Genomic DNA, 18,583 nt, shown 5'->3' on the forward strand with positions numbered 1-18,583 from the left:
GTTAATTGAAAGGAATCTCTAGTGATTAAAATTTATGATACTATGACACGTTCGCTCCGTGATTTCGTACCTTTGACAGAGAATGTTGTCAATATGTATGTTTGCGGACCAACTGTTTACAATTATATTCATATCGGAAATGCCCGTTCAACAGTAGCTTTTGATACCATTCGTCGTTATTTTGAGTATCGTGGTTACACTGTTAACTACATTTCTAACTTTACAGATGTAGATGATAAGATTATTAAGGCAGCCAATGAAGCTGGTATTTCGACCAAAGAATTATCAGACAAGTTTATTGCAGCCTTTATGGAAGATACTGCACAGCTTGGCATCAAACCAGCGACACAGAATCCTCGTGTTATTAACTACATGGATGAAATCATTGCTTTTGTGTCAACCTTGGTTGACAAAGGGTTTGCTTATGTCTCTGAAGGTGATGTTTACTTCCGAGTAGCTAAGTCAAAAAATTATGCTAAGTTAGCTAATAAGACCTTGGAAGATCTTGAAATTGGTGCTAGTGGTCGTACGGACGCCGAAACCGCTCGTAAGGAAAATCCTTTGGATTTCGCCCTTTGGAAAGCAGCCAAAGAAGGCGAAATTTCTTGGGATAGCCCTTGGGGACCTGGTCGCCCTGGTTGGCACATCGAATGTTCAGTGATGGCGACTGAAATTCTTGGGGATACTATTGATATCCACGGTGGTGGTGCAGATCTGGAATTTCCACACCATACCAATGAAATTGCCCAATCAGAAGCCAAGACTGGCAAGACCTTTGCTAATTACTGGATGCACAACGGTTTTGTCAATGTGGACAATGAGAAAATGTCAAAATCTTTGGGTAACTTTGTAACGGTTCATGATATGCTTAAGACAGTTGATGGTCAAGTGCTTCGCTTCTTCTTAGCGACACAACAGTACCGTAAGCCAATTAACTTCACCGAAAAAGCTATTCATGATGCTGAAGTCAATCTTAAGTATTTGAAAAACACCCACAGTCTTCCATTAACAGGTCAGGTTGACCAAGCTGAGTTACAAACTTATCTGGACGCTTTCCAGGAAGCTATGGATGATGACTTTAACACAGCAAACGGTGTAACTGTCCTGTTTGACATGGCTAAATGGATTAATTCAGGCCATTATGATCAAATGGTTAAAGATGCTTTTGAAAAAGTACTTCAAGTCTTTGGAATTGTTTTCAAAGAGGAAGTCCTTGATGAAGATATCGAAAAACTCATTGAAGAACGTCAAGCGGCGCGTGCTAACAAGGATTTTGCGACAGCGGACCGTATTCGCGATGAGTTGGCTGCTCAAGGTATCAAACTTCTTGATACCAAGGATGGTGTGAGGTGGACACGTGACTAAACACCTTGATGTCAACCTTATTAATGGTATTGCACTTGCCTTTGAGGGAGATGCTGTTTATTCCTTGTACATTCGTCGTCACCTGATTTTTCAAGGTCAGACCAAGCCAAATCAACTGCACCGTCTAGCTACACGCTATGTTTCGGCCAAAGCTCAGGCTAGTCTCATTGAAAAAATGCTAGATCAAGAAGTCTTAACTGAAAAAGAATTGGACATCTACAAACGAGGTCGTAATGCCCATAGTCACACCAAGGCTAAAAATACGGATGTTATTACTTACAAAATGTCAACAGGCTTCGAAGCCGTCATGGGCTATCTTCATATGACCGAAGACCTGACTCGCTTAGAAGAATTAATTACTTGGTGTATTGATCAAGTTGAAAGAGAAATCTAAAAAATTCTGCCATTGCAGGATTTTTTGCTTATCTTACAACTCCTATTAGTCGTAGCAAATAATAAAATCCTCAAAATCAAAATGATTTGAGAATCAAAGAAATTAAGCGGTTTGCCAATAAAAAATAAGATAAAACTGATATTTAGAAGGTCAAAAATGAGAAAATTAAGGAGGGTCTGACACGTGTAAAACCCTGATATTATAACGTTTTTTAATAAAACTAATTTGACAGAAAGTAAAAAAAGTCTATAATATTAATAAATAAAGCCATGTAAAAAATGAGGAGGTGAATGGAAATAGCTAAGAAAAAAGTTTTATATACAACGTTTGCTGCTTTGATTTTATCTAGTTTTACGCTACAAACAGGTAAAGCAGATGAAGTTCAGGCAAGTCCTGACAAAGCTAATATAGATTATGTTAATAGTGAGGCTCCAGCTCCAGCTCCTCTTGCTCCTCAAGTTGATTTTTCAGCAGTGGAAGCAAAGGCAGAGCCAGCGAGTCAAGTAACTTCAGTAGTGACATCAACATCACTAATGGTTGTTTCTTCGAGTGAGACGGATGAGGGACTTCTTGAAGTGCACTCTCAAGTTGATATCGTAGAGACAAGAGTTTCTAAGGCTACACCTCATTCAGAAGGGGCTCAAGTACAAGCTTTTAGTGCAGGTAGTTCAACAGCGACATCTGAGCGAGGTGATGCAAAGCCGGCATCTGATTCTGAGCAAGCCAAGCCAAACATTGTGCTTACTTATGATAAGTCTCGTGAGGCTACAGCGACAGCTGAATCTCAAGCGGTGACATCCATGTATAAAAGTGAAAGCACACTTTATACATCTGAACTTGCTGGGAATACACATGCTGTTGAAAAATCGGAATTTTCTTCACTAAATTCTCATACGACATCTGTAAGTGCTACTAATTTTAGCCAAGCCGTTGCAACTTCCGAACTTGCTTCAGAAGCTGCAAGCACTGCCAGCTCTCTTGCGTCAACGAACGCAGAAGCAAGTCAGTCAAATAAAAATACAGAGGAGAGTCTGACTGTCCTCACAGTTGGCTGGAAAGATTCAACATCAACTTCTGAAGTTTTTGAAACTTCTGTAGTGGTTTCAATGTTGCAGAGCGAGAGTTTGACTTATTCGTCAGAAGTAACCTTTACGGATGGGCTTATCTCAGAGATTCTAGCGACTCCAATCACCTCCGAAGTTTACACTGTAGTTCCTAAACGTGATAGTACCGGTTCTCTTCTTGAAGATCACCCAGCTGTTACAGGAAATACAGATATTCTCTATTTGGCACGTGGTGAAATCTTTAACGTCAACTTCGATGTTAACAAGATGGACGGTAAGAAGATTAAGGGTCTTAATCTTGTTCTTGATGGGAAACAAATTCACCATAGCTACTTTGTTGAAGGAACTTTGGATGAAGTAAATGCTGGTTTGAGTGCCTACCACTTGGCAGAGCAAACGACTGGTATCCATAAGATGACCTTTGAGTTGATCGATACAGATAATAATATCCATTATCTGACACAAACATTTAGCGTCTTCAATGATGGAGATCTGCCGGTGACTCCTGGTGGTTACCAAAGGACCCAGTACCCATCGACCACGACAACAATGACTATACCAGTAACCTATAATACTAGTGTAAACAACTATACTGAAGCAGCTAATCACATTCAGGCTACAGCAGTTAATGAGTTGGCTGAGACAACTAGAGCCTTGACACAGCAATTAGCAGATCAAATTGCTGAGGTTTTGAGTGGTTGGTCTTCAGCGATTTCTGGAAATAGTTCAACAAGCACAGGTTCAATTGATATCTTCCAAGCAGCAGGTAAAACCATTACTCAAGCTGCGAGAAAGATTGCAGAATCAATCTCAGATCCAGATACAATTGGTAAGCAAGCTTTGGCTGCTGCAACTGTTGTTCTTGTTCTTCTCGTGCTTTACCTAGCAGCAATTACGTTTATTTAATATGCTTTGCCCTCGTAAGAGGGCCTTTTTTATGATAGAATGGGCTTATGAAAACAACTAAAGAATCAAGTCTAGACATTGTTTATGGCGTGCACGCTGTAACAGAAAGTCTCGAGGCTAATACTGGTAATAAACTCTATATTCAAGATGATCTTCGAGGGAAGAATGTTGATGCTATCAAGGCTTTGGCAGCTGAAAAGAAGGTCTCTATTTCTTGGACACCTAAGAAAACCTTGTCTGATATGACAGGTGGAGCTGTCCATCAAGGTTTTGTTCTTCGTGTGTCGGAGTTTGCTTATTCTGAGCTCTCAGATATTATGGACAAGGCTGAGCAAGAGGAAAATCCTCTCATTCTTATTTTAGATGGACTCAACGATCCTCATAACTTTGGCTCCATCTTGCGTACGGCCGATGCTACTCAGGTAACAGGTATTATTATTCCTAAGCACCGTGCTGTGGGGTAACACCTGTCGTTGCCAAAACCTCAACAGGAGCAGTGGAGCATATTCCGATTGCCCGAGTGACTAATCTTAGTCAAACTCTTGATAAGCTTAAAGAAGCAGGCTTCTGGATATTTGGAACAGACATGGATGGTACACCATCTCATAAATGGAACACCGCTGGGAGACTTGCTCTGATTATCGGTAATGAAGGAAAAGGCATCTCTGCTAACATCAAAAACAAGTAGATGAAATGATTACTATCCCTATGAGTGGCCATGTACAGAGCCTTAATGCTAGCGTGGCAGCTGCAGTACTCATGTATGAAGTTTATCGAAACCGATTGTAACGATGAAAAAAGAATACTTTTGGTTGATGGTTATAACATGATTGCCTTTTGGCAAGAAACCCGTCAACTCTTTAAGACTAATCAGCTTGATGAAGCTCGTGAAACACTGCTTCGTAAGCTTAATCATTATGCCAACTTTGAACATATTGATGTCATCTGTGTATTTGATGCCCAGTTCGTTCCAGGAACCCGCCAGCGCTACGACCAATATCGTATCAGTGTTATTTTTACTGAGGAAGACGAGACAGCAGATAGCTACATTGAGCGAGCAGCAGCTGAGATGAATACCGTTCAACATCTAGTTGAGGTAGCAACCAGTGACCTAAATGAACAGTGGGCTATATTTTCTCAGGGGGCTTTACGTGTTTCAGCACGTGAGTTGGAAGAGCGTGTCAATACCGTTAAATCGGACTTAGACAAGATGTCGGCACATATTGACTTAAAAACACCCAAGTTAGGTCCATGGGATGATACACAATTAGGTCAATTACAGGATCTTTTAAATGAAATAGAATAGAGGGACATATGACATTCAAAATTTTGACAGATTCAACAGCAGATTTAGATGAAAAATGGGCTCAGGAAAATGAGGTAGAACTCGTTGGTTTGACCATTACTCTGGATGATACTACCTATGAGACCGTAGGACCTAACCGTTTAACCAGTGACCGTCTCTTGGAACGTATGCAGGAAGGCAGTCAGCCGACTACTAGCCAAGTGAATGTTGGTCAATTTGAAGAGGTTTTTCGTCGTCACGCCAAAAATGGTGATGCCCTTCTTTATATTGCCTTTTCATCAGTGCTTTCAGGTACTTATCAAAGTGCTGTTATGGCGCGTGACATGATTTTGGATGAATACCCAGAAGCTGTCATTGAGATTGTAGATACTCTAGCGGCAGCAGGTGGGGAAGGTTATCTCTCTATCTTGGCGGCAGAGGCCCGTGACAAGGGTAAGAGTTTATCTGAAACAAAAGACATGATTAAGGCTATTTTGCCACGATTACGCACTTACTTCTTGGTTGATGATCTCTACCATTTGATGCGTGGGGGGCGTCTTTCTAAGAGTTCAGCCATTATTGGTAGTTTGATTAATATCAAGCCTCTCCTTTGGTTAGATGCCTCAGGCAAGTTGGTTCCTTTGGCCAAGATTCGAGGACGTAAAAAAGCTATTAAGGAAATGTTTCTGCATGCTACTCAAGATATTGGTCATAGCACAGCAATTGTTGCTTATGCTAACGACATCGAAGCGGCAGAAAAGCTCAAAGAAGATTTGTTAGCAGTTGATGGCATTGAGCAAGTTATTATTATGCCACTTGGTCCAGTCATCTCTACCCACGTCGGACCAGATACCTTGGCCGTCTTCACGATTGGTAAAGAAGCTAGATAGAAAAAGTGTCAGATAGGCTTTCCTATCTGATTTTTTGTTTTCTTAAATGATATGTTAATAGCAAATAAAAATATAACTTATACAAAATAAATGATATATTTGACATTGTGTAAAATAATGATATAATGAATCTAGAAAATGGAGGAAACAAAATGAAGAAGTCAAAGAAAAAAGTAGTTAGCACGATGGATGAACGTGCTCGATTAATCAGTGCAGAATCAGCTGCTATAGCTTATTGGGTAGCCATGCTTGGTATATTTGTAACGATTCTGGTTACTGCTAAGACACACTCCCTAGAATTAGCTCAGTCCTTATTATACATTACTTTCTTTGGTTCTATGTGCGTGGCCGTGGTGCATAGCGTATCACGTAACGGGCACCCATTCTTACTGGACAAAAAATTGAGAAGAAAATATTAATATTTTCCTGGGTAATGTTACTTGGTGGAGCTTTTGTATCGTTAATTTATCTACTAATTTTAGTACAGTCGTTTAGATTGGGTAAGAATCTTATGGGCAGTGTAACAGCTTTGACATCGAGTTTGATTGTATGCTATGAAGGATGGGCTATCATCAAAAGAATCAAGAAGAACCGTTTGGAAGAACTAGAAGACGAAGAATAGGATTTTTGAATGAAAAATTTAAAATTAAAGTCAGCGCGTGTGGCAAAAGACCTCACTCAACAAGGCTTAGCAGATGCTATAGGGGTCTCTCGTCAGACCATCTCTGCTATTGAAAAGGGAGACTACAACCCGACTATAAATCTGTGCATTGCTATCTGTAAAACATTAGACAAAACTCTGGACCAGCTTTTTTGGGAATCTGAGGACTAGTTTGCATCCCTTAGAGGAGGGGGTGTTGAGGGCTAATTCTATTACCTACCTTATAAAACAGAGGCTAAAAAATAAAAGAAAAACACCTCCAAATGACTTGCCTTGGACGTGTTTTTTTGATATTATGTTAAACGGTATTGTTTACCCCATTTGAAAGGCCCCGGAACCTTCCAAATACTTTTCGATGGGAAGGAACACCCATCACTCGTAAACAAAAATCGAACTATATATAGGAGAAATCATGAACAAAACAACATTTATGGCTAAACCAGGCCAAGTTGAACGTAAATGGTATGTCGTTGACGCAACTGATGTGCCACTTGGACGTCTTTCTGCAGTAGTTGCTAGCGTACTTCGCGGAAAAAACAAACCAACTTTCACACCACACACTGATACAGGTGATTTCGTAATTGTTATCAATGCTGAAAAAGTTAAATTGACTGGTAAAAAAGCAACTGATAAGATCTACTACACTCACTCAATGTATCCAGGTGGATTGAAACAAATCTCAGCAGGTGAACTTCGTTCTAAAAACGCTGTTCGTTTGATTGAAAAATCAGTTAAAGGTATGCTTCCACACAACACTCTTGGACGCGCACAAGGTATGAAATTGAAAGTCTTCGTTGGCGGTGAGCACACTCACGCTGCACAACAACCAGAAGTACTTGATATCTCAGGACTTATCTAATTCTAAGAGGAAAGGAGCACTAATATAATGGCACAAGCACAATATGCAGGTACAGGACGCCGTAAAAACGCTGTTGCACGCGTACGTTTGGTTCCAGGTACTGGTAAAATCACTGTTAACAAAAAAGATGTAGAAGAATACATCCCACACGCAGACCTTCGTCTCGTTATCAACCAACCTTTCGCAGTTACTTCAACTGAAGGTTCATACGACGTACACGTTAACGTTGTAGGTGGTGGATACGCTGGTCAATCAGGTGCGATCCGTCACGGTATCGCTCGTGCACTTCTTCAAGTAGACCCAGACTTCCGCGATTCATTGAAACGCGCTGGACTTCTTACTCGTGATGCACGTATGGTTGAACGTAAGAAACCAGGTCTTAAGAAAGCTCGTAAAGCTAGCCAGTTCTCTAAACGTTAAGAAACGGCTACAATACAGCATTTATCAACACTTCATGGTTCACACCATGGGGTGTTTTTTGATGTTTTTTTAGCAAAATTCACACCACTTTTCACACCAAATTCACACCATTACTTTTTAAGGTTACGGTAGGCAATTTCACCAACAGCCATTGGTATGACATTTGAAGTGTTGACATAGGTCTTAGTTGTGAGAGTATCGCTATGCGTTAGAGCTTCTGAAATGTCCTCTAGTGATGTGCCAAATTGTTTGGCAAGAGTTGCACCCGTATGACGTAATTTATGAGGTGTAGCGTGTGTTAGTTCCTTATGACGGCGTTCGACTGACTTCATCTTATTATTAAGATAATCAGCGTGTAAGGGACTATTAACATTCCCTTTTGTATCAATATAAGTAAAAATATACTGTTCATCAGATTGGATAATATTGAATTTTGCCAATTCCAATTTTTGTTGTTTTTTCCAAGCACAGAGTAAATCAGTTAGTTCAATAGGAATATGGAAAGTTGTCCTTTTATTTCCCTTAGTTGATTTTGGATTTTTATACTTGTCCAAGGCTTTCACTAACTGAATTTCTTGTTTCTTTAGGTTAATGTGTTTCCATTGCAAAGCGTAACTTTCGGATTTCCTATCTCCTAAGAAAAAAGTTGTATAGAGTAAGACATAATCTTTGAATAGGAGCTTGTCGTTTTCTAAATCTTCTTCAAAAGCGGTGAACCATGCTTGAAGTTCTGATTGTGACAGATATAAATCTTCATCATTTTTACTCTCTTGTAGTTTAATTTTTTAGTTGCCTTAATACGGCTAATTGTTTTAGAGAGACGATTAGTTTCGATATATTCCAATTCCTCAGCCCAATCAAAAATAGAATTAACGTAACTTCTAATGACTTTAAAGTTTGCATATTCTTCTGCCTTTTGTGTCAAAAGGTTCAAGATAACCTGTTTATTTTGATTGAGAAAATCAATGGAATAATTACCAAGCAAGGGTAGGATATGTTTTCTAAAGACAATTTCGGTACCGTCAATAGTAGCTTGTGAAGGTGGTTTTGTGGTAGATGTTGTTTGACCTGCTTTATAGGATTCCCACCAAACATTGTGATAAAAATCGGAAAAGAGGATTGAGCCATTTGTTTCCAATTTGGTTGATTCTCCGCTTAAAATTTTATCAATCTTGTTTTGTAATTCAAGTTCGTATTTTTTAGCCTCACTCCTTAATTTGAAACGTTTTTCAATCACTTTTTTATTAATTCCCAATGAGGATTTGACTTCTTCTGGGACATAGATACGTAAGCGATAAGTTCCGTTTTAGTTTTTGTAATTGACATAGTATTCTCCTTTTTTGAATTGAGCTAGAAAAATACCGTGGCTTCATTATATCAGGCCACGGTTAGAATGCTACTGATTTTGTAACCAGTGATTAAGTTCGGCTCTATCAAAGCGGACAGTTTTTCCAACTCGAATAACTGGTAACCCCTTTTTATCCAAGAATCAAGCGTATTATTGGCAATTCCTAGATACTTACAAGTTTGTTGTTTGTTCAAGAAGGGACTTTCAATGTTGTTACTATCCAATTTATTTTTATTTCGTTTTCTATAAGCTGGCTAATTAACAGTTGTAGCTGATGAATTTGTTCGTCTGGTAAAATCACTTGCATAGTCTTTTCTGTCCTTTCATGATATAATGTTAGCGATTATTATTTCTAAGGCGATTTGTTTACGGCAAGTCGTCTTTTTGTATGCCCCAAGTGTTGGAGCTCTGGTGTTCACGGACATATTGGTCAATCTCCTTTTCATCGCTGTTAGTAAATTTCGATAATCCCAACTTTAAGAGGTCTTGGAGAAATTGGTCTGCTCTTTCAAGTGTGGTTGCCTCATATTTAGCCACATAGAGTTTGGCTAAAGTCTTTGAGACCTGTTTTTCCGTCCATTGTTCTGACTGTCTAAGCGTTGGCTTGGTACGCTCAATACTCAAGCGAGTTTTGGTTTCCGTCTGGAGGTAATCAAGCCACCATTTGACCGGCTGTCTTCTGCGCTTATTGGTGTCCTTGTCATTAGGTCTGACAAAGCGGTAGTGTCCGTTGATAGCTTCAAAGTAAATGGCTGTCAAAGGTTTTTTAAGGTATATTTGTTGAGCAATGATATTAGCTTTGCCTTGCCAACAACGTAGCTCTGCTCTGACCCAAGAATGGGTCTCATCAGTGACTTTACCTTTTCCTTTTTGTTCCATGAGTTTGTTATAAACACACCATTGTTGACTTCCTCGTGCGCCTATGGTGACCGTCTCACCAACTCGTTCGCCCGTTTCAAGAATTGAACGCTCGTGATAGTCCATATATTGTGCTCTCGTGATACACAAGCCCCGTTTACAATAGGCATAGAGGGTTTGAACGGATAATGCTTTATCGTAGATGTCATTAGCTATATCTATTCGGGTAAAGTTGACCTGATAGCGGTACAGGCGTGTGACCAGAGCTACCCAGTTATTAACGTTACCTGCCATAAATTCCTCATATTGACGACAACCTTTTCCTTTAAGTTCCAGATAGACCCCCATGTTATCTAAGACTTGGTTAAAGTAAACCTTGATGTCTGAACAAGCATAATGGCGTTGATACTTGTTTATTCCCCAAGCATTAAGCACAAACTTATCTTGGGGAATGAGCAGTATTTCTTCCAAAACTTCCTCTGGTGGAACATCTTTAACAGTGACAGCGAAGTAGTCAATCCTCACGCTGTTGTCCATGTTTAATTACCAAAGATTTTAAGGTCGTTTGCCACTAGTTTTACGCCAGACCAGTTACTACGAGTCATGTTCCACATGAGACGGACTTGAGGATTGACGAGTTCAACGGTCTTATCAAGCAACCCGTCATTTTCTGCTAGTTTTGTGATTTTGTCGAGGTTGTCATGAATTTCAAGCGTAATCGCTTTGAGTTCCTCAATGGCAATGTTCATTTCTTTTAACACTTTGATTTTATCCGCATCTTGAACGCTACAAACTAGTTTGGATGGTTCGTCTGTTCGGACTTGTTCGCCATTTACTTCTTGATACTTATAACTCATACGAGCAGAAAGTACCACTACTTTTTTAGGAAGCATGAATTGACTTTTATCAAGGTTCAATTCGCCAAGTTTAAGTGTTGTGTCAGTTAGTGTTAAGTTTGTCATCGTATACTCCTTTGTGTTTTTAAAGTAGTTATCTTTTCTAAACGTACGCAGAATTGGCTTTGAGCCTTACTCTTCCAAGGGATTTCAGTGAAAACTTCAACTGATTGGCTTTAACCCCAGACGTATCAAGGGGTTAGCCCTACTTTCGTGTACGTTCGTACCCCCTATTAGTAGTGGGGCACTTATTTTAGTGGCAAGTCTCGCCCGTTTCAAGCCCCGACCGCCTTGTGGGCTACCGTGTTGACCACTCGCCCACAGCGTTGGTGCTGTACCGTGCTCACTTGCCAAAGAGTGTTCGCTTCTTAGGGTGTTCTAAGACCTCTATGCGCTTTTCCAGTGAGGTTTGGCGCAAGGTTAGAACTTGATTATCTCTGGTTAGTCCCTCAACCTGATTGTTCAGTTGAGACACTTGAACAGATAGTCCCTGTACTTGTTTAGTCAAGGGAACAGGTGAGGCACGGGTTGGCGGATAGACTTTGAGAATGGCTTTCTCTAGTCCCAGATTGCCTTTTAAATAGGCAATCTGTTGCAACTGCTCAATGTCACTATCAGTAAAGAGAGTAACCTTACTGTAAGAACGTTTGCCTGTTCGTACTCGGCTTTCTTCAAAGGTATGTCCTGTTAAGCGTTCAATCTTTAAGCGCCATTTCTTTAAAGTTGAGACAGAGTTCAAACCATTAACCAATTCAACCGTTTGGGGATAATCGTAAAAGCGTGTCATTTTAGCCTCCTTCCATTTACTCTCAAGGTAAAATATTATATAATCAAGAGGTAAACAATTATTTTACCTATCGATTGTTTTCATTATACAAAACATATTTTTACTCGTCAACTAAAAAGTAAAAATAATTTTACCTAAATAGAAAGTGTGAAATCCAATGTCAGCTTTATATAACTATGCCAATGTCTTACGAGCGGGGGAGCTTGATATTAAATCTGCCCGTTTAAAAGCAGGAATGACCCAAAAGGAATTGGGAAAAATTCTAGGTGTAACTAAACAAACAATTATTAACTATGAAAAAGGCACTACCGAACCAAGTTGGGAGCGCCTAGAAGATATTGCGAAAGCTCTAAAAATAGATGTGGATGAACTCTTTCCTTATAGTGAGTTTGGAGAAAAAAAGGGGGATTTAAAGTGGGCAGAGCATTTGGAACGTTTGGCAAATGATTTTCAGTATGCTCGAATGGCAGAAGAAGAATTGCTGTTACAAAGTCTTTTTAATTACTCAAAATTTCAGCGAGAGGTAGAACAAAAAACTTATATGAAAGAGCAACTCAATCAAGCATTGGAATTGGAAAGTAACAATACTATGTCTGACGAGGATAAAATAGACCTCATTACTCTAAAATATGAAAAAGATATTCAGAAGAAAATCGACAATCTGATTGCGTTATATAAAGAACAATCAGACAAAGAACTTGATGCTATTCGATTTGAAAAGATAAATTTATAAAGAAATTACCTTGAAGCTGTTTTTTTGAGTTTTTTGAAACTCTTAGTAAGCAAGCTATAGGGCAGAGAGCAAAGAAATGTTTAGCTACTTATGGTAATTTTCAGAAATACAGCTAATAAAATCCATTAATTATATATCAAATACAATCTATACTACTTATCAGTTAGTAAAAGATTTAAAAGACTTGACTAGTGAAACGATTGCTAGCGAGGTTTAGGATATGAGTGAAGAGCTACTCAAAAGAGATATTGCAATTGATAGTAGCCTAGTTCATTATGATGACGGTTTTCTTTTGGGAAGTTTAATCAATATTGAGGATAGCCAAGGAACACGACGAGTGTTATCTAATTTATCATATGAACTAACGCTTATGCATTTTTCATAGTTTCATCAAGGTTATAAGGTAGTTGGTATTTTACAATCTTTGCGACAAAAGTAATTGAGTTATTTATCAAGCAAATTATGATGATTGGAGTAATTGTGCTGAGAAATAATATAAAACGCAATCAACTTTTAAATTGATTGCGTTCTGTTTAGTTTTATTCTTTTCCATAAAGGTAACGACTAGCAATTAACCAAGTAGCAATATACATTATCACGTTAAACAAAAATGCGACAACGATGGCTATATTCCAATCATGGGATAAATTAGTAGTTACAATCCCCATAATTGTTGTACCAAAAAGTCCACCAATCTGTTTGTTAGCGTTTAGAGTTGCACCAGCAATTCCAGATAATTCTTGACCAGCAGCTTCCATAAGAATGGTTGTAGTTGCTGGAGTTAACACTCCGATACCTAGACTCATTAAAGAAAATAAAGGAATTAGGATGTATAGTTGAATTTCATGAAAAAGAACTCCAATTCCAAAAATTCCTGCTGCTCCTACAATGGCAAAAATAATTGAGACAGTAGCGAGGCTTCCCACGGAAAATCGTTTTACAGCACGTGCGTAAAATAAATTACCAATAATTAAGACAATCATTCCTGGTAGAATGAGGAGTCCAGAAACCATTGAGGAAAGGTTTAAATAAGTTTGAAAATAGAGTCCTAGCACCAAAACAATGCCATATAGTGAAATGTTAACTACTAAACCTAATAGATTAGAGACAATAAACTTAGCATTTTTTAATAGTTGGTGGGGAACAATAGGTGCTTTACTTTTTTTATCGTGGACTACTAAACCAATAGCAAATAATATAAATAGGAGAAGAAACAATAAAAGATTTGAGTTACTATAACCATATTGATTCCCTTCAACAAGGTAAATAACTAGACTTCCGATAGTTGTAACCAGAAATATATTACTAAAGATGTCAATTCTGGTCTTTAGATTGGCAATATTATTTTTCACGAGAAGTAATATTGAAATTACTGTCAAAATTCCAAATGGAATATTGACCAAGAAAATACCCCTCCATCCGAAGTAGTTAATAATTAGTCCACCAATAAAAGAACCAGTACCGGTTGCAACAGAAATAATTGCTGTCCAGATTCCTAACATACGTGCTCTTTTAGTAGAATCGGGGTATGAAATGAATAAAAGTGCTAATGAACTTGGCATGAACAACGAAGCACCGAAACCTTGAATGAATCTAAGTATAATTAATGTTTCAATATTTGGTGAAAAAGAGCACCCTAACGAGGCAAGTGTAAAAATTGTCATTCCAATTAATAAAATTCTTTTAGCACCATATTTTGTTGTTAAATTTCCTGAAAGTAGGAGCAAAGACCCTAAAGCTAGTGTATAGGCATTAATAATCCAAATGGATTGCTCTAATGAGACGCTCATAGCTGTTTCAATATGAGGCACTGCAAGAACAACTCCAGTTGTATCTAGGACCGCCATAATGTATCCTAGTGAAAGAATAAAAAGTAGATAAGCTGGTGCTTTTGTATTTGTTTTTTTCATCAAGCTTCCTCCGTTATTTCATCAAACCAATTTTCATTTATCAATCAAAAGCAATATGTTTAACTTTCTGAAAATATTTTACTTGAGTATATCCAGTACCAAAGTATCTTCCATCAGGACTACCGAGAATATCTTCAATACGGTCAAACTTAGTTATAATATCCATAGTGATTTTTCCCTTCAAGTGATATAATAAACTTATCATGTAATTATTTATGAAACAAGAAGGGAAAAAAAGTATAGTAACTATCAAAAAAGGAGGAAATGAATGGAGACTTGCAAGATGCAACCTTTGAAAAAATCAATTTGTCCAGCAAGAAGGGTCTTGAATTTACTAAAGGGTAAATTTACTCTTGAGATTTTATCTGAAATTATTGATGGTAATATACATTATGGTAGTCTTTTGCGTAGTGTAGAAGGTATTAATCCTAGAATATTAGCTCAACGGTTACATGATTTCGAGCAAGAAGGCATTTTATCAAGAAAAGTTTTACCGACATCGCCTCCACAGGTTGAATATAAAATGACAAAGAAAGGTATTGCTCTAAGAAGTATCGTTGAAGAAATGAAAAAATGGGAGCAAACTTATAGTAATTAGATTGAATTTACATAATTTATTACTAATATTTTTCCTATAAAATAGAAAATGTAATTCTGAAAGATTTGGTAACCTTGTTAATCAAAGCAACGTAAAAACCTAGTTCAAATGTGTGACTAGGGTTTTTTGGCTCTATAATTTTTGTCGTGGGTAAGACCATAGGTAAAAACAGGCAAAATAAAAAATCATCTAAATAGTGGTGTGAACTTTTTGGTAAAATCTAGCTCAATTCGTGTATTTTTAGGGTAAAATTCACACCACTCAATTGAAAGTTACCCAAATTAGATGAAATATTTCTTTCTGAAAACGTGGGGAAACATTGATATTAAGCATATATTGAAATTCATTCAAATACGAGATGTTCAAAAAGGGATTGAAATTTTATTGTCAATCCCTTTTTTAGATAAAGAAAATAATAATGGTGCTAATTAGGATTAATACCTAAATAAGTTTTAATTTTCTTTTCAAGAAAATCAATATGTTGGTTAATTTCAGTTTGTTGCTTATGAAGTTCATCAAGTTGAAAAAATAGTAGTCTAAGTCGTTGAGGAATTGTGGAGTCTCCTTTATATCTTAGGTCAGCGTATTCTTGCATATTTTTGATAGACATTCCCGTCTTTTTTAATCTAATAATGAATTGAGTCCACGCTATATCAGAGTCATCATAGTATCTACGATTATTTTCTTCTCTGTGTGAGTAAATCAATTTTTCTTGCTCATAGTATCGAAGTGTGGGAATAGGAAGTCCAGTTTTTTAGCAAATTCTCCAATAGAATAGTGAGCCATAATATTTTCCCCCCCTTTATTTTTTATTATTTTAGCATAATTTTTAAAAAAATCAAAAAAATTCAGTTTTCTCTTGACATAAAGTGCACTTTACTATGTAAGCTACATAGTATCAAAGGAAAATGAAGCATTTGCTGCACAATCAATAGCTTGCATAAGACAATTGGGAATCAATGATATGGATAAGGTTAATCCTAAGGGTGGTGCCATTGCTTTAGGGCATCCAGTTGGAGCTTCAGGAAGTAGAATACTGGCTACTCTAATTTATGAGTTGATTGAGAATAAAGGAAATTATGGAATCGCTTCTCTGTGTATCGGTGGCGGAATGGGAGCAGCGACTCTTATAAAAAATGCAAATAGCAATCTGTAAAGGAGAAAATAGTATGGAACAAACGAAGAATTATACTTGTATTACTGGAGCCAGTGCTGGTATAGGAGCGGAGACAGCAAGACAATTTGCAAAATTAGGAACGAATCTTATTTTAATTGCTCGGCGTCAAGAACGACTAGAAAAATTGAAGCAAGAGATTTTGAACCATTATCCGGATTTAGATGTTGTTATTAAAGTTGTTGATTTATCGAAGTCCAGTAATGTTTTTGCTCTTTATGAAAGCTTGAAAAAATATTACATTACTACTCTAATAAATAATGCTGGTTTTGGAAATTATGATAAGGTTGAATCTCAAGATTTAGAAAAGATAATAACATTAATCCATCTAAACATTGAAGCTTTAACAATTCTATCAACTCTATATGTGAGAGATTATAAAGATTGTAAAGGCGCTCAATTGATTAACTTATCATCTAGAGGCGGATACATGATGGTTCCAAATGCAGTTACATACTGTGCAAGTAAATTTTATGTCAGTGCTTTTACAGAAGGCTTGGCATTGGAACTAGAGGCAAATCAACATCAATTAAAAGCTAAGGTTTTAGCTCCAGCTGCCACAAAAACGGAATTCGGTCAAGTTGCTACAGATTCGAAAGAATACAATTATGATGAGTATTTTGCTAAATATCACACAAGTGAAGAGATGGCACAATTTTTGATGGAATTATATCAAAGTGACAAAGTTGTTGGTTTAGTTGATGTTACAAATTTTGAATTTCATCTTAGTGGACCACTACTTAATCATTAATTATTTTAATAAATAGAGATAATATGTATTGAATAATAATAGTTGCAGCCATTTTATGACAAGAAAAAAGCCTCTGAAATGTTAGATTTCAGAAGCTTTTTGTCTATCTATTATGATTTAAACCTTGGTAAGTTATAATTTTCTGTGATATTTAGGATATTTAAAAATATAGAAGTATTTTTGTAGACTAATTTACAATTTTTCCAGTATTTTACCAAGTAGTTCTTCTAACTTTCCTAAATCTCCATAGACTGTTCCGTCCATATAAAGATTGTAAACCTCGTCATCTTGCTCCACACGTATTTGTGCAGAATAACCTTTTGATAGTGCTAAGGAACGAATAACTTCTCGTTGAGTTCGTCCATTCCCTTCTCGAAAGGGATGGAAATAATTAAGATTATCAAGAATTTTTGCTAATTGTTTAATAATTTTATTTTTGAATTAGCAGTTTGATAATAGGTATGAATAAGATGGTTGATATAGTCTTGGGCAGTACTGAAAGATTGTATTGGCATAAAGGGATTCCCGCTTTTTGAGATATTCACCTTGCGATATTGTCCCGCCCAAGCATAGACATCTTGAAATAAATATTTATGAATGGCTAAAATATCACTAATGGAGTAGACTTCTATGGTTTTCAAGCGCAAGTCTGCAAGCCTTCTAGTAACGAATAAATGCTCATTCCGGTAGGCTTCTTCAATATTTGTAATATTTTGTTTGTTGATTAAGACTGTAGAATTTGGATAGGTATATTGGTGATTGGGGTCAATGTACTCATAGCCTTCGTATTGATTTTTAACCAATATTCAATTCCTTTCGTCTGTTGATAACATAAGTTTTTAAATCAATCACATCTTGAACAGTAGGTTCATAATTTTCAATCATTGATGACCCAATAGCATACCAGACAGTATCAAAATCTGAAAAGTTATCAAAGGGAATCCCTAAAATTGTTAATTCTTCTTTATTTACATCAAGAGTCATGGCACACCTCCTTGCATAGAGTTATCCTTATTATACCATAAAATCGGTATTTTCACCTAAAGGATAGAGACTGTTATTAAAGTATGAATTTATGATAAAATAATTTTATCATAAAAAGAAATAGCAGGGGTGTAGCATGGAGGCATATATTACAGAAGCGTTAGTAAAAGCAGGGATTGAGTTGGGAACTCTAACATTTAAAGGAACAACAACACTAGTGAATAGTAAAATTCAATCATTAAAGGAAGAACGTAATGCTGATAAATTACGAAATACTTATGATGAAATTGTAAATGAGTTACTTTCGGAACGAGAACAGGCAATTAGAATTGCTCAGGCATATAAAGAAGAATATGAAAAAGTACATATTGATGATAAAGATATTGAGTATTTGCACAACACTTTAGAACAGGTTATTTCTCTGCTATCTTCATTTACTAGTGTTGAAGATGGGAAAGAAGATTCAATGAAACAATTAGTTGCTTTACTTAATAAGGATACTTTAAAGACTATGCAATTATTGGGATTTAATTACAAGGAGGCAATAGGAGAACCTCTAACGGAGGTTTGCTCAAATGCTATAAGAAATAAATTAGGAGGTCTATCATCTAAGAAAAACGTACGTAACAAAAAATAATTTAACCAATGGTGTGAACTTTTAGTATTTATCAGCTCAATTCTTTGTAATTTTGGGGTAAAA

General features: G+C 37.0%; 19 protein-coding genes and 6 pseudogenes. 15 read left to right on the forward strand and 10 right to left on the reverse strand.

Annotation, left to right across the window (positions count from 1 at the left end; all coding sequences use genetic code 11):
* Positions 1-21 precede the first annotated feature (21 nt).
* The 10 genes and pseudogenes from cysS (at position 22) to rpsI (ending at position 7,844) form a co-directional block, all read left to right on the forward strand.
* Positions 22-1,365 (forward strand): cysteine--tRNA ligase, encoded by a 1,344-nt coding sequence (cysS, locus tag HSISS2_RS00425; RefSeq protein WP_021144835.1) that lies wholly within the window; start codon positions 22-24, stop codon positions 1,363-1,365.
* The gene (locus HSISS2_RS00430; protein ID WP_021144836.1) at positions 1,358-1,759 is read left to right on the forward strand and encodes a Mini-ribonuclease 3; all 402 of its coding nucleotides are present in this window, start codon (positions 1,358-1,360) and stop codon (positions 1,757-1,759) included. The genes cysS and HSISS2_RS00430 overlap by 8 nt, the downstream gene beginning before the upstream one ends.
* A 290-nt stretch (positions 1,760-2,049) precedes the next feature.
* Entirely contained in the window at positions 2,050-3,729 is a 1,680-nt protein-coding gene (locus HSISS2_RS00435; RefSeq protein WP_021144837.1) for a hypothetical protein, read from the forward strand.
* Between the two features lie 47 nt (positions 3,730-3,776).
* Positions 3,777-4,518, forward strand: a pseudogene (gene rlmB, locus HSISS2_RS00440) (23S rRNA (guanosine(2251)-2'-O)-methyltransferase RlmB).
* Positions 4,493-5,035 carry an NYN domain-containing protein gene (locus HSISS2_RS00445; RefSeq protein ID WP_021144840.1) on the forward strand — a complete coding sequence of 181 codons (543 nt, stop codon included), beginning with the start codon at positions 4,493-4,495 and terminating at the stop codon, positions 5,033-5,035. The pseudogene rlmB and the gene HSISS2_RS00445 overlap by 26 nt, the downstream one beginning before the upstream one ends.
* Positions 5,036-5,043: 8 nt before the next feature.
* A complete protein-coding gene (locus tag HSISS2_RS00450; protein ID WP_021144841.1) occupies positions 5,044-5,904 on the forward strand; it encodes a DegV family protein in 861 nt (286 codons plus the stop codon).
* 152 nt (positions 5,905-6,056) lie between these two features.
* Positions 6,057-6,323 (forward strand): hypothetical protein, encoded by a 267-nt coding sequence (locus tag HSISS2_RS11540; protein ID WP_021144842.1) that lies wholly within the window; start codon positions 6,057-6,059, stop codon positions 6,321-6,323.
* Between the two features lie 212 nt (positions 6,324-6,535).
* The gene (locus HSISS2_RS00460; RefSeq protein WP_008536245.1) at positions 6,536-6,736 is read left to right on the forward strand and encodes a helix-turn-helix transcriptional regulator; all 201 of its coding nucleotides are present in this window, start codon (positions 6,536-6,538) and stop codon (positions 6,734-6,736) included.
* A 241-nt stretch (positions 6,737-6,977) separates the two neighbouring features.
* Positions 6,978-7,424: a 50S ribosomal protein L13 gene (rplM, locus tag HSISS2_RS00465; RefSeq protein ID WP_002886374.1), complete on the forward strand. Its 447-nt coding sequence runs from the start codon at positions 6,978-6,980 to the stop codon at positions 7,422-7,424.
* A gap of 27 nt (positions 7,425-7,451) precedes the next feature.
* Positions 7,452-7,844, forward strand: coding sequence for a 30S ribosomal protein S9 (gene rpsI, locus HSISS2_RS00470; RefSeq protein WP_002888293.1), 393 nt, complete (start codon positions 7,452-7,454; stop codon positions 7,842-7,844).
* 110 nt (positions 7,845-7,954) lie between these two features.
* Here rpsI and HSISS2_RS11545 read toward each other — a convergent pair.
* From HSISS2_RS11545 to HSISS2_RS00495, 5 genes and pseudogenes are all read right to left on the reverse strand, one after another.
* A pseudogene (locus tag HSISS2_RS11545) lies at positions 7,955-9,170 on the reverse strand (tyrosine-type recombinase/integrase).
* Positions 9,171-9,240: 70 nt separating this feature from the next.
* A pseudogene (locus HSISS2_RS10560) lies at positions 9,241-9,499 on the reverse strand (helix-turn-helix domain-containing protein).
* Positions 9,500-9,558: 59 nt separating this feature from the next.
* Entirely contained in the window at positions 9,559-10,587 is a 1,029-nt protein-coding gene (locus tag HSISS2_RS00480; RefSeq protein WP_021144846.1) for a replication initiation factor domain-containing protein, read from the reverse strand.
* A 2-nt stretch (positions 10,588-10,589) separates the two neighbouring features.
* Positions 10,590-11,012, reverse strand: coding sequence for a hypothetical protein (locus tag HSISS2_RS00485; protein ID WP_002888288.1), 423 nt, complete (start codon positions 11,010-11,012; stop codon positions 10,590-10,592).
* Between the two features lie 277 nt (positions 11,013-11,289).
* Positions 11,290-11,733 (reverse strand): hypothetical protein, encoded by a 444-nt coding sequence (locus HSISS2_RS00495; protein WP_021144847.1) that lies wholly within the window; start codon positions 11,731-11,733, stop codon positions 11,290-11,292.
* Between the two features lie 157 nt (positions 11,734-11,890).
* Here HSISS2_RS00495 and HSISS2_RS10565 point away from each other — a divergent pair, with 157 nt between their 5' ends.
* On the forward strand, positions 11,891-12,466 hold the full coding sequence (locus HSISS2_RS10565; protein WP_021144848.1) for a helix-turn-helix transcriptional regulator: 576 nt from the start codon (positions 11,891-11,893) through the stop codon (positions 12,464-12,466).
* A gap of 539 nt (positions 12,467-13,005) precedes the next feature.
* Here the strand turns inward: HSISS2_RS10565 and HSISS2_RS00505 are convergent.
* Positions 13,006-14,376, reverse strand: coding sequence for an MFS transporter (locus tag HSISS2_RS00505; RefSeq protein ID WP_021144849.1), 1,371 nt, complete (start codon positions 14,374-14,376; stop codon positions 13,006-13,008).
* A gap of 40 nt (positions 14,377-14,416) precedes the next feature.
* Positions 14,417-14,542, reverse strand: coding sequence for a hypothetical protein (locus tag HSISS2_RS00510; RefSeq protein WP_021144850.1), 126 nt, complete (start codon positions 14,540-14,542; stop codon positions 14,417-14,419).
* 102 nt (positions 14,543-14,644) lie between these two features.
* Here HSISS2_RS00510 and HSISS2_RS00515 point away from each other — a divergent pair, with 102 nt between their 5' ends.
* On the forward strand, positions 14,645-14,974 hold the full coding sequence (locus tag HSISS2_RS00515) for a helix-turn-helix domain-containing protein (protein WP_008536009.1): 330 nt from the start codon (positions 14,645-14,647) through the stop codon (positions 14,972-14,974).
* Between the two features lie 424 nt (positions 14,975-15,398).
* Here the strand turns inward: HSISS2_RS00515 and HSISS2_RS00520 are convergent.
* Positions 15,399-15,760: pseudogene (locus HSISS2_RS00520) on the reverse strand (MerR family transcriptional regulator).
* A gap of 121 nt (positions 15,761-15,881) precedes the next feature.
* On the opposite strand from HSISS2_RS00520, the pseudogene HSISS2_RS00525 reads away from it, so the two are divergent.
* Together HSISS2_RS00525 and HSISS2_RS00530 are read left to right on the forward strand one after the other, a co-directional pair.
* Positions 15,882-16,130: pseudogene (locus tag HSISS2_RS00525) on the forward strand (acetyl-CoA C-acyltransferase); the annotation flags it as partial.
* A 13-nt stretch (positions 16,131-16,143) separates the two neighbouring features.
* Positions 16,144-16,899 (forward strand): SDR family oxidoreductase, encoded by a 756-nt coding sequence (locus HSISS2_RS00530; RefSeq protein ID WP_021144853.1) that lies wholly within the window; start codon positions 16,144-16,146, stop codon positions 16,897-16,899.
* A 192-nt stretch (positions 16,900-17,091) separates the two neighbouring features.
* Here the strand turns inward: HSISS2_RS00530 and HSISS2_RS00535 are convergent.
* Together HSISS2_RS00535 and HSISS2_RS00540 are read right to left on the reverse strand one after the other, a co-directional pair.
* Positions 17,092-17,702: pseudogene (locus HSISS2_RS00535) on the reverse strand (Fic family protein).
* Positions 17,695-17,883 carry a hypothetical protein gene (locus tag HSISS2_RS00540; protein WP_014713950.1) on the reverse strand — a complete coding sequence of 63 codons (189 nt, stop codon included), beginning with the start codon at positions 17,881-17,883 and terminating at the stop codon, positions 17,695-17,697. The pseudogene HSISS2_RS00535 and the gene HSISS2_RS00540 overlap by 8 nt, the downstream one beginning before the upstream one ends.
* 136 nt (positions 17,884-18,019) lie before the next feature.
* Here HSISS2_RS00540 and HSISS2_RS00545 point away from each other — a divergent pair, with 136 nt between their 5' ends.
* A complete protein-coding gene (locus HSISS2_RS00545) occupies positions 18,020-18,520 on the forward strand; it encodes a hypothetical protein (RefSeq protein ID WP_021144854.1) in 501 nt (166 codons plus the stop codon).
* Positions 18,521-18,583: the final 63 nt, after the last annotated feature.

Origin of the sequence: Streptococcus sp. HSISS2 (assembly GCF_000448665.1) — a bacterium.
Lineage (GTDB): Bacteria > Bacillota > Bacilli > Lactobacillales > Streptococcaceae > Streptococcus > Streptococcus raffinosi.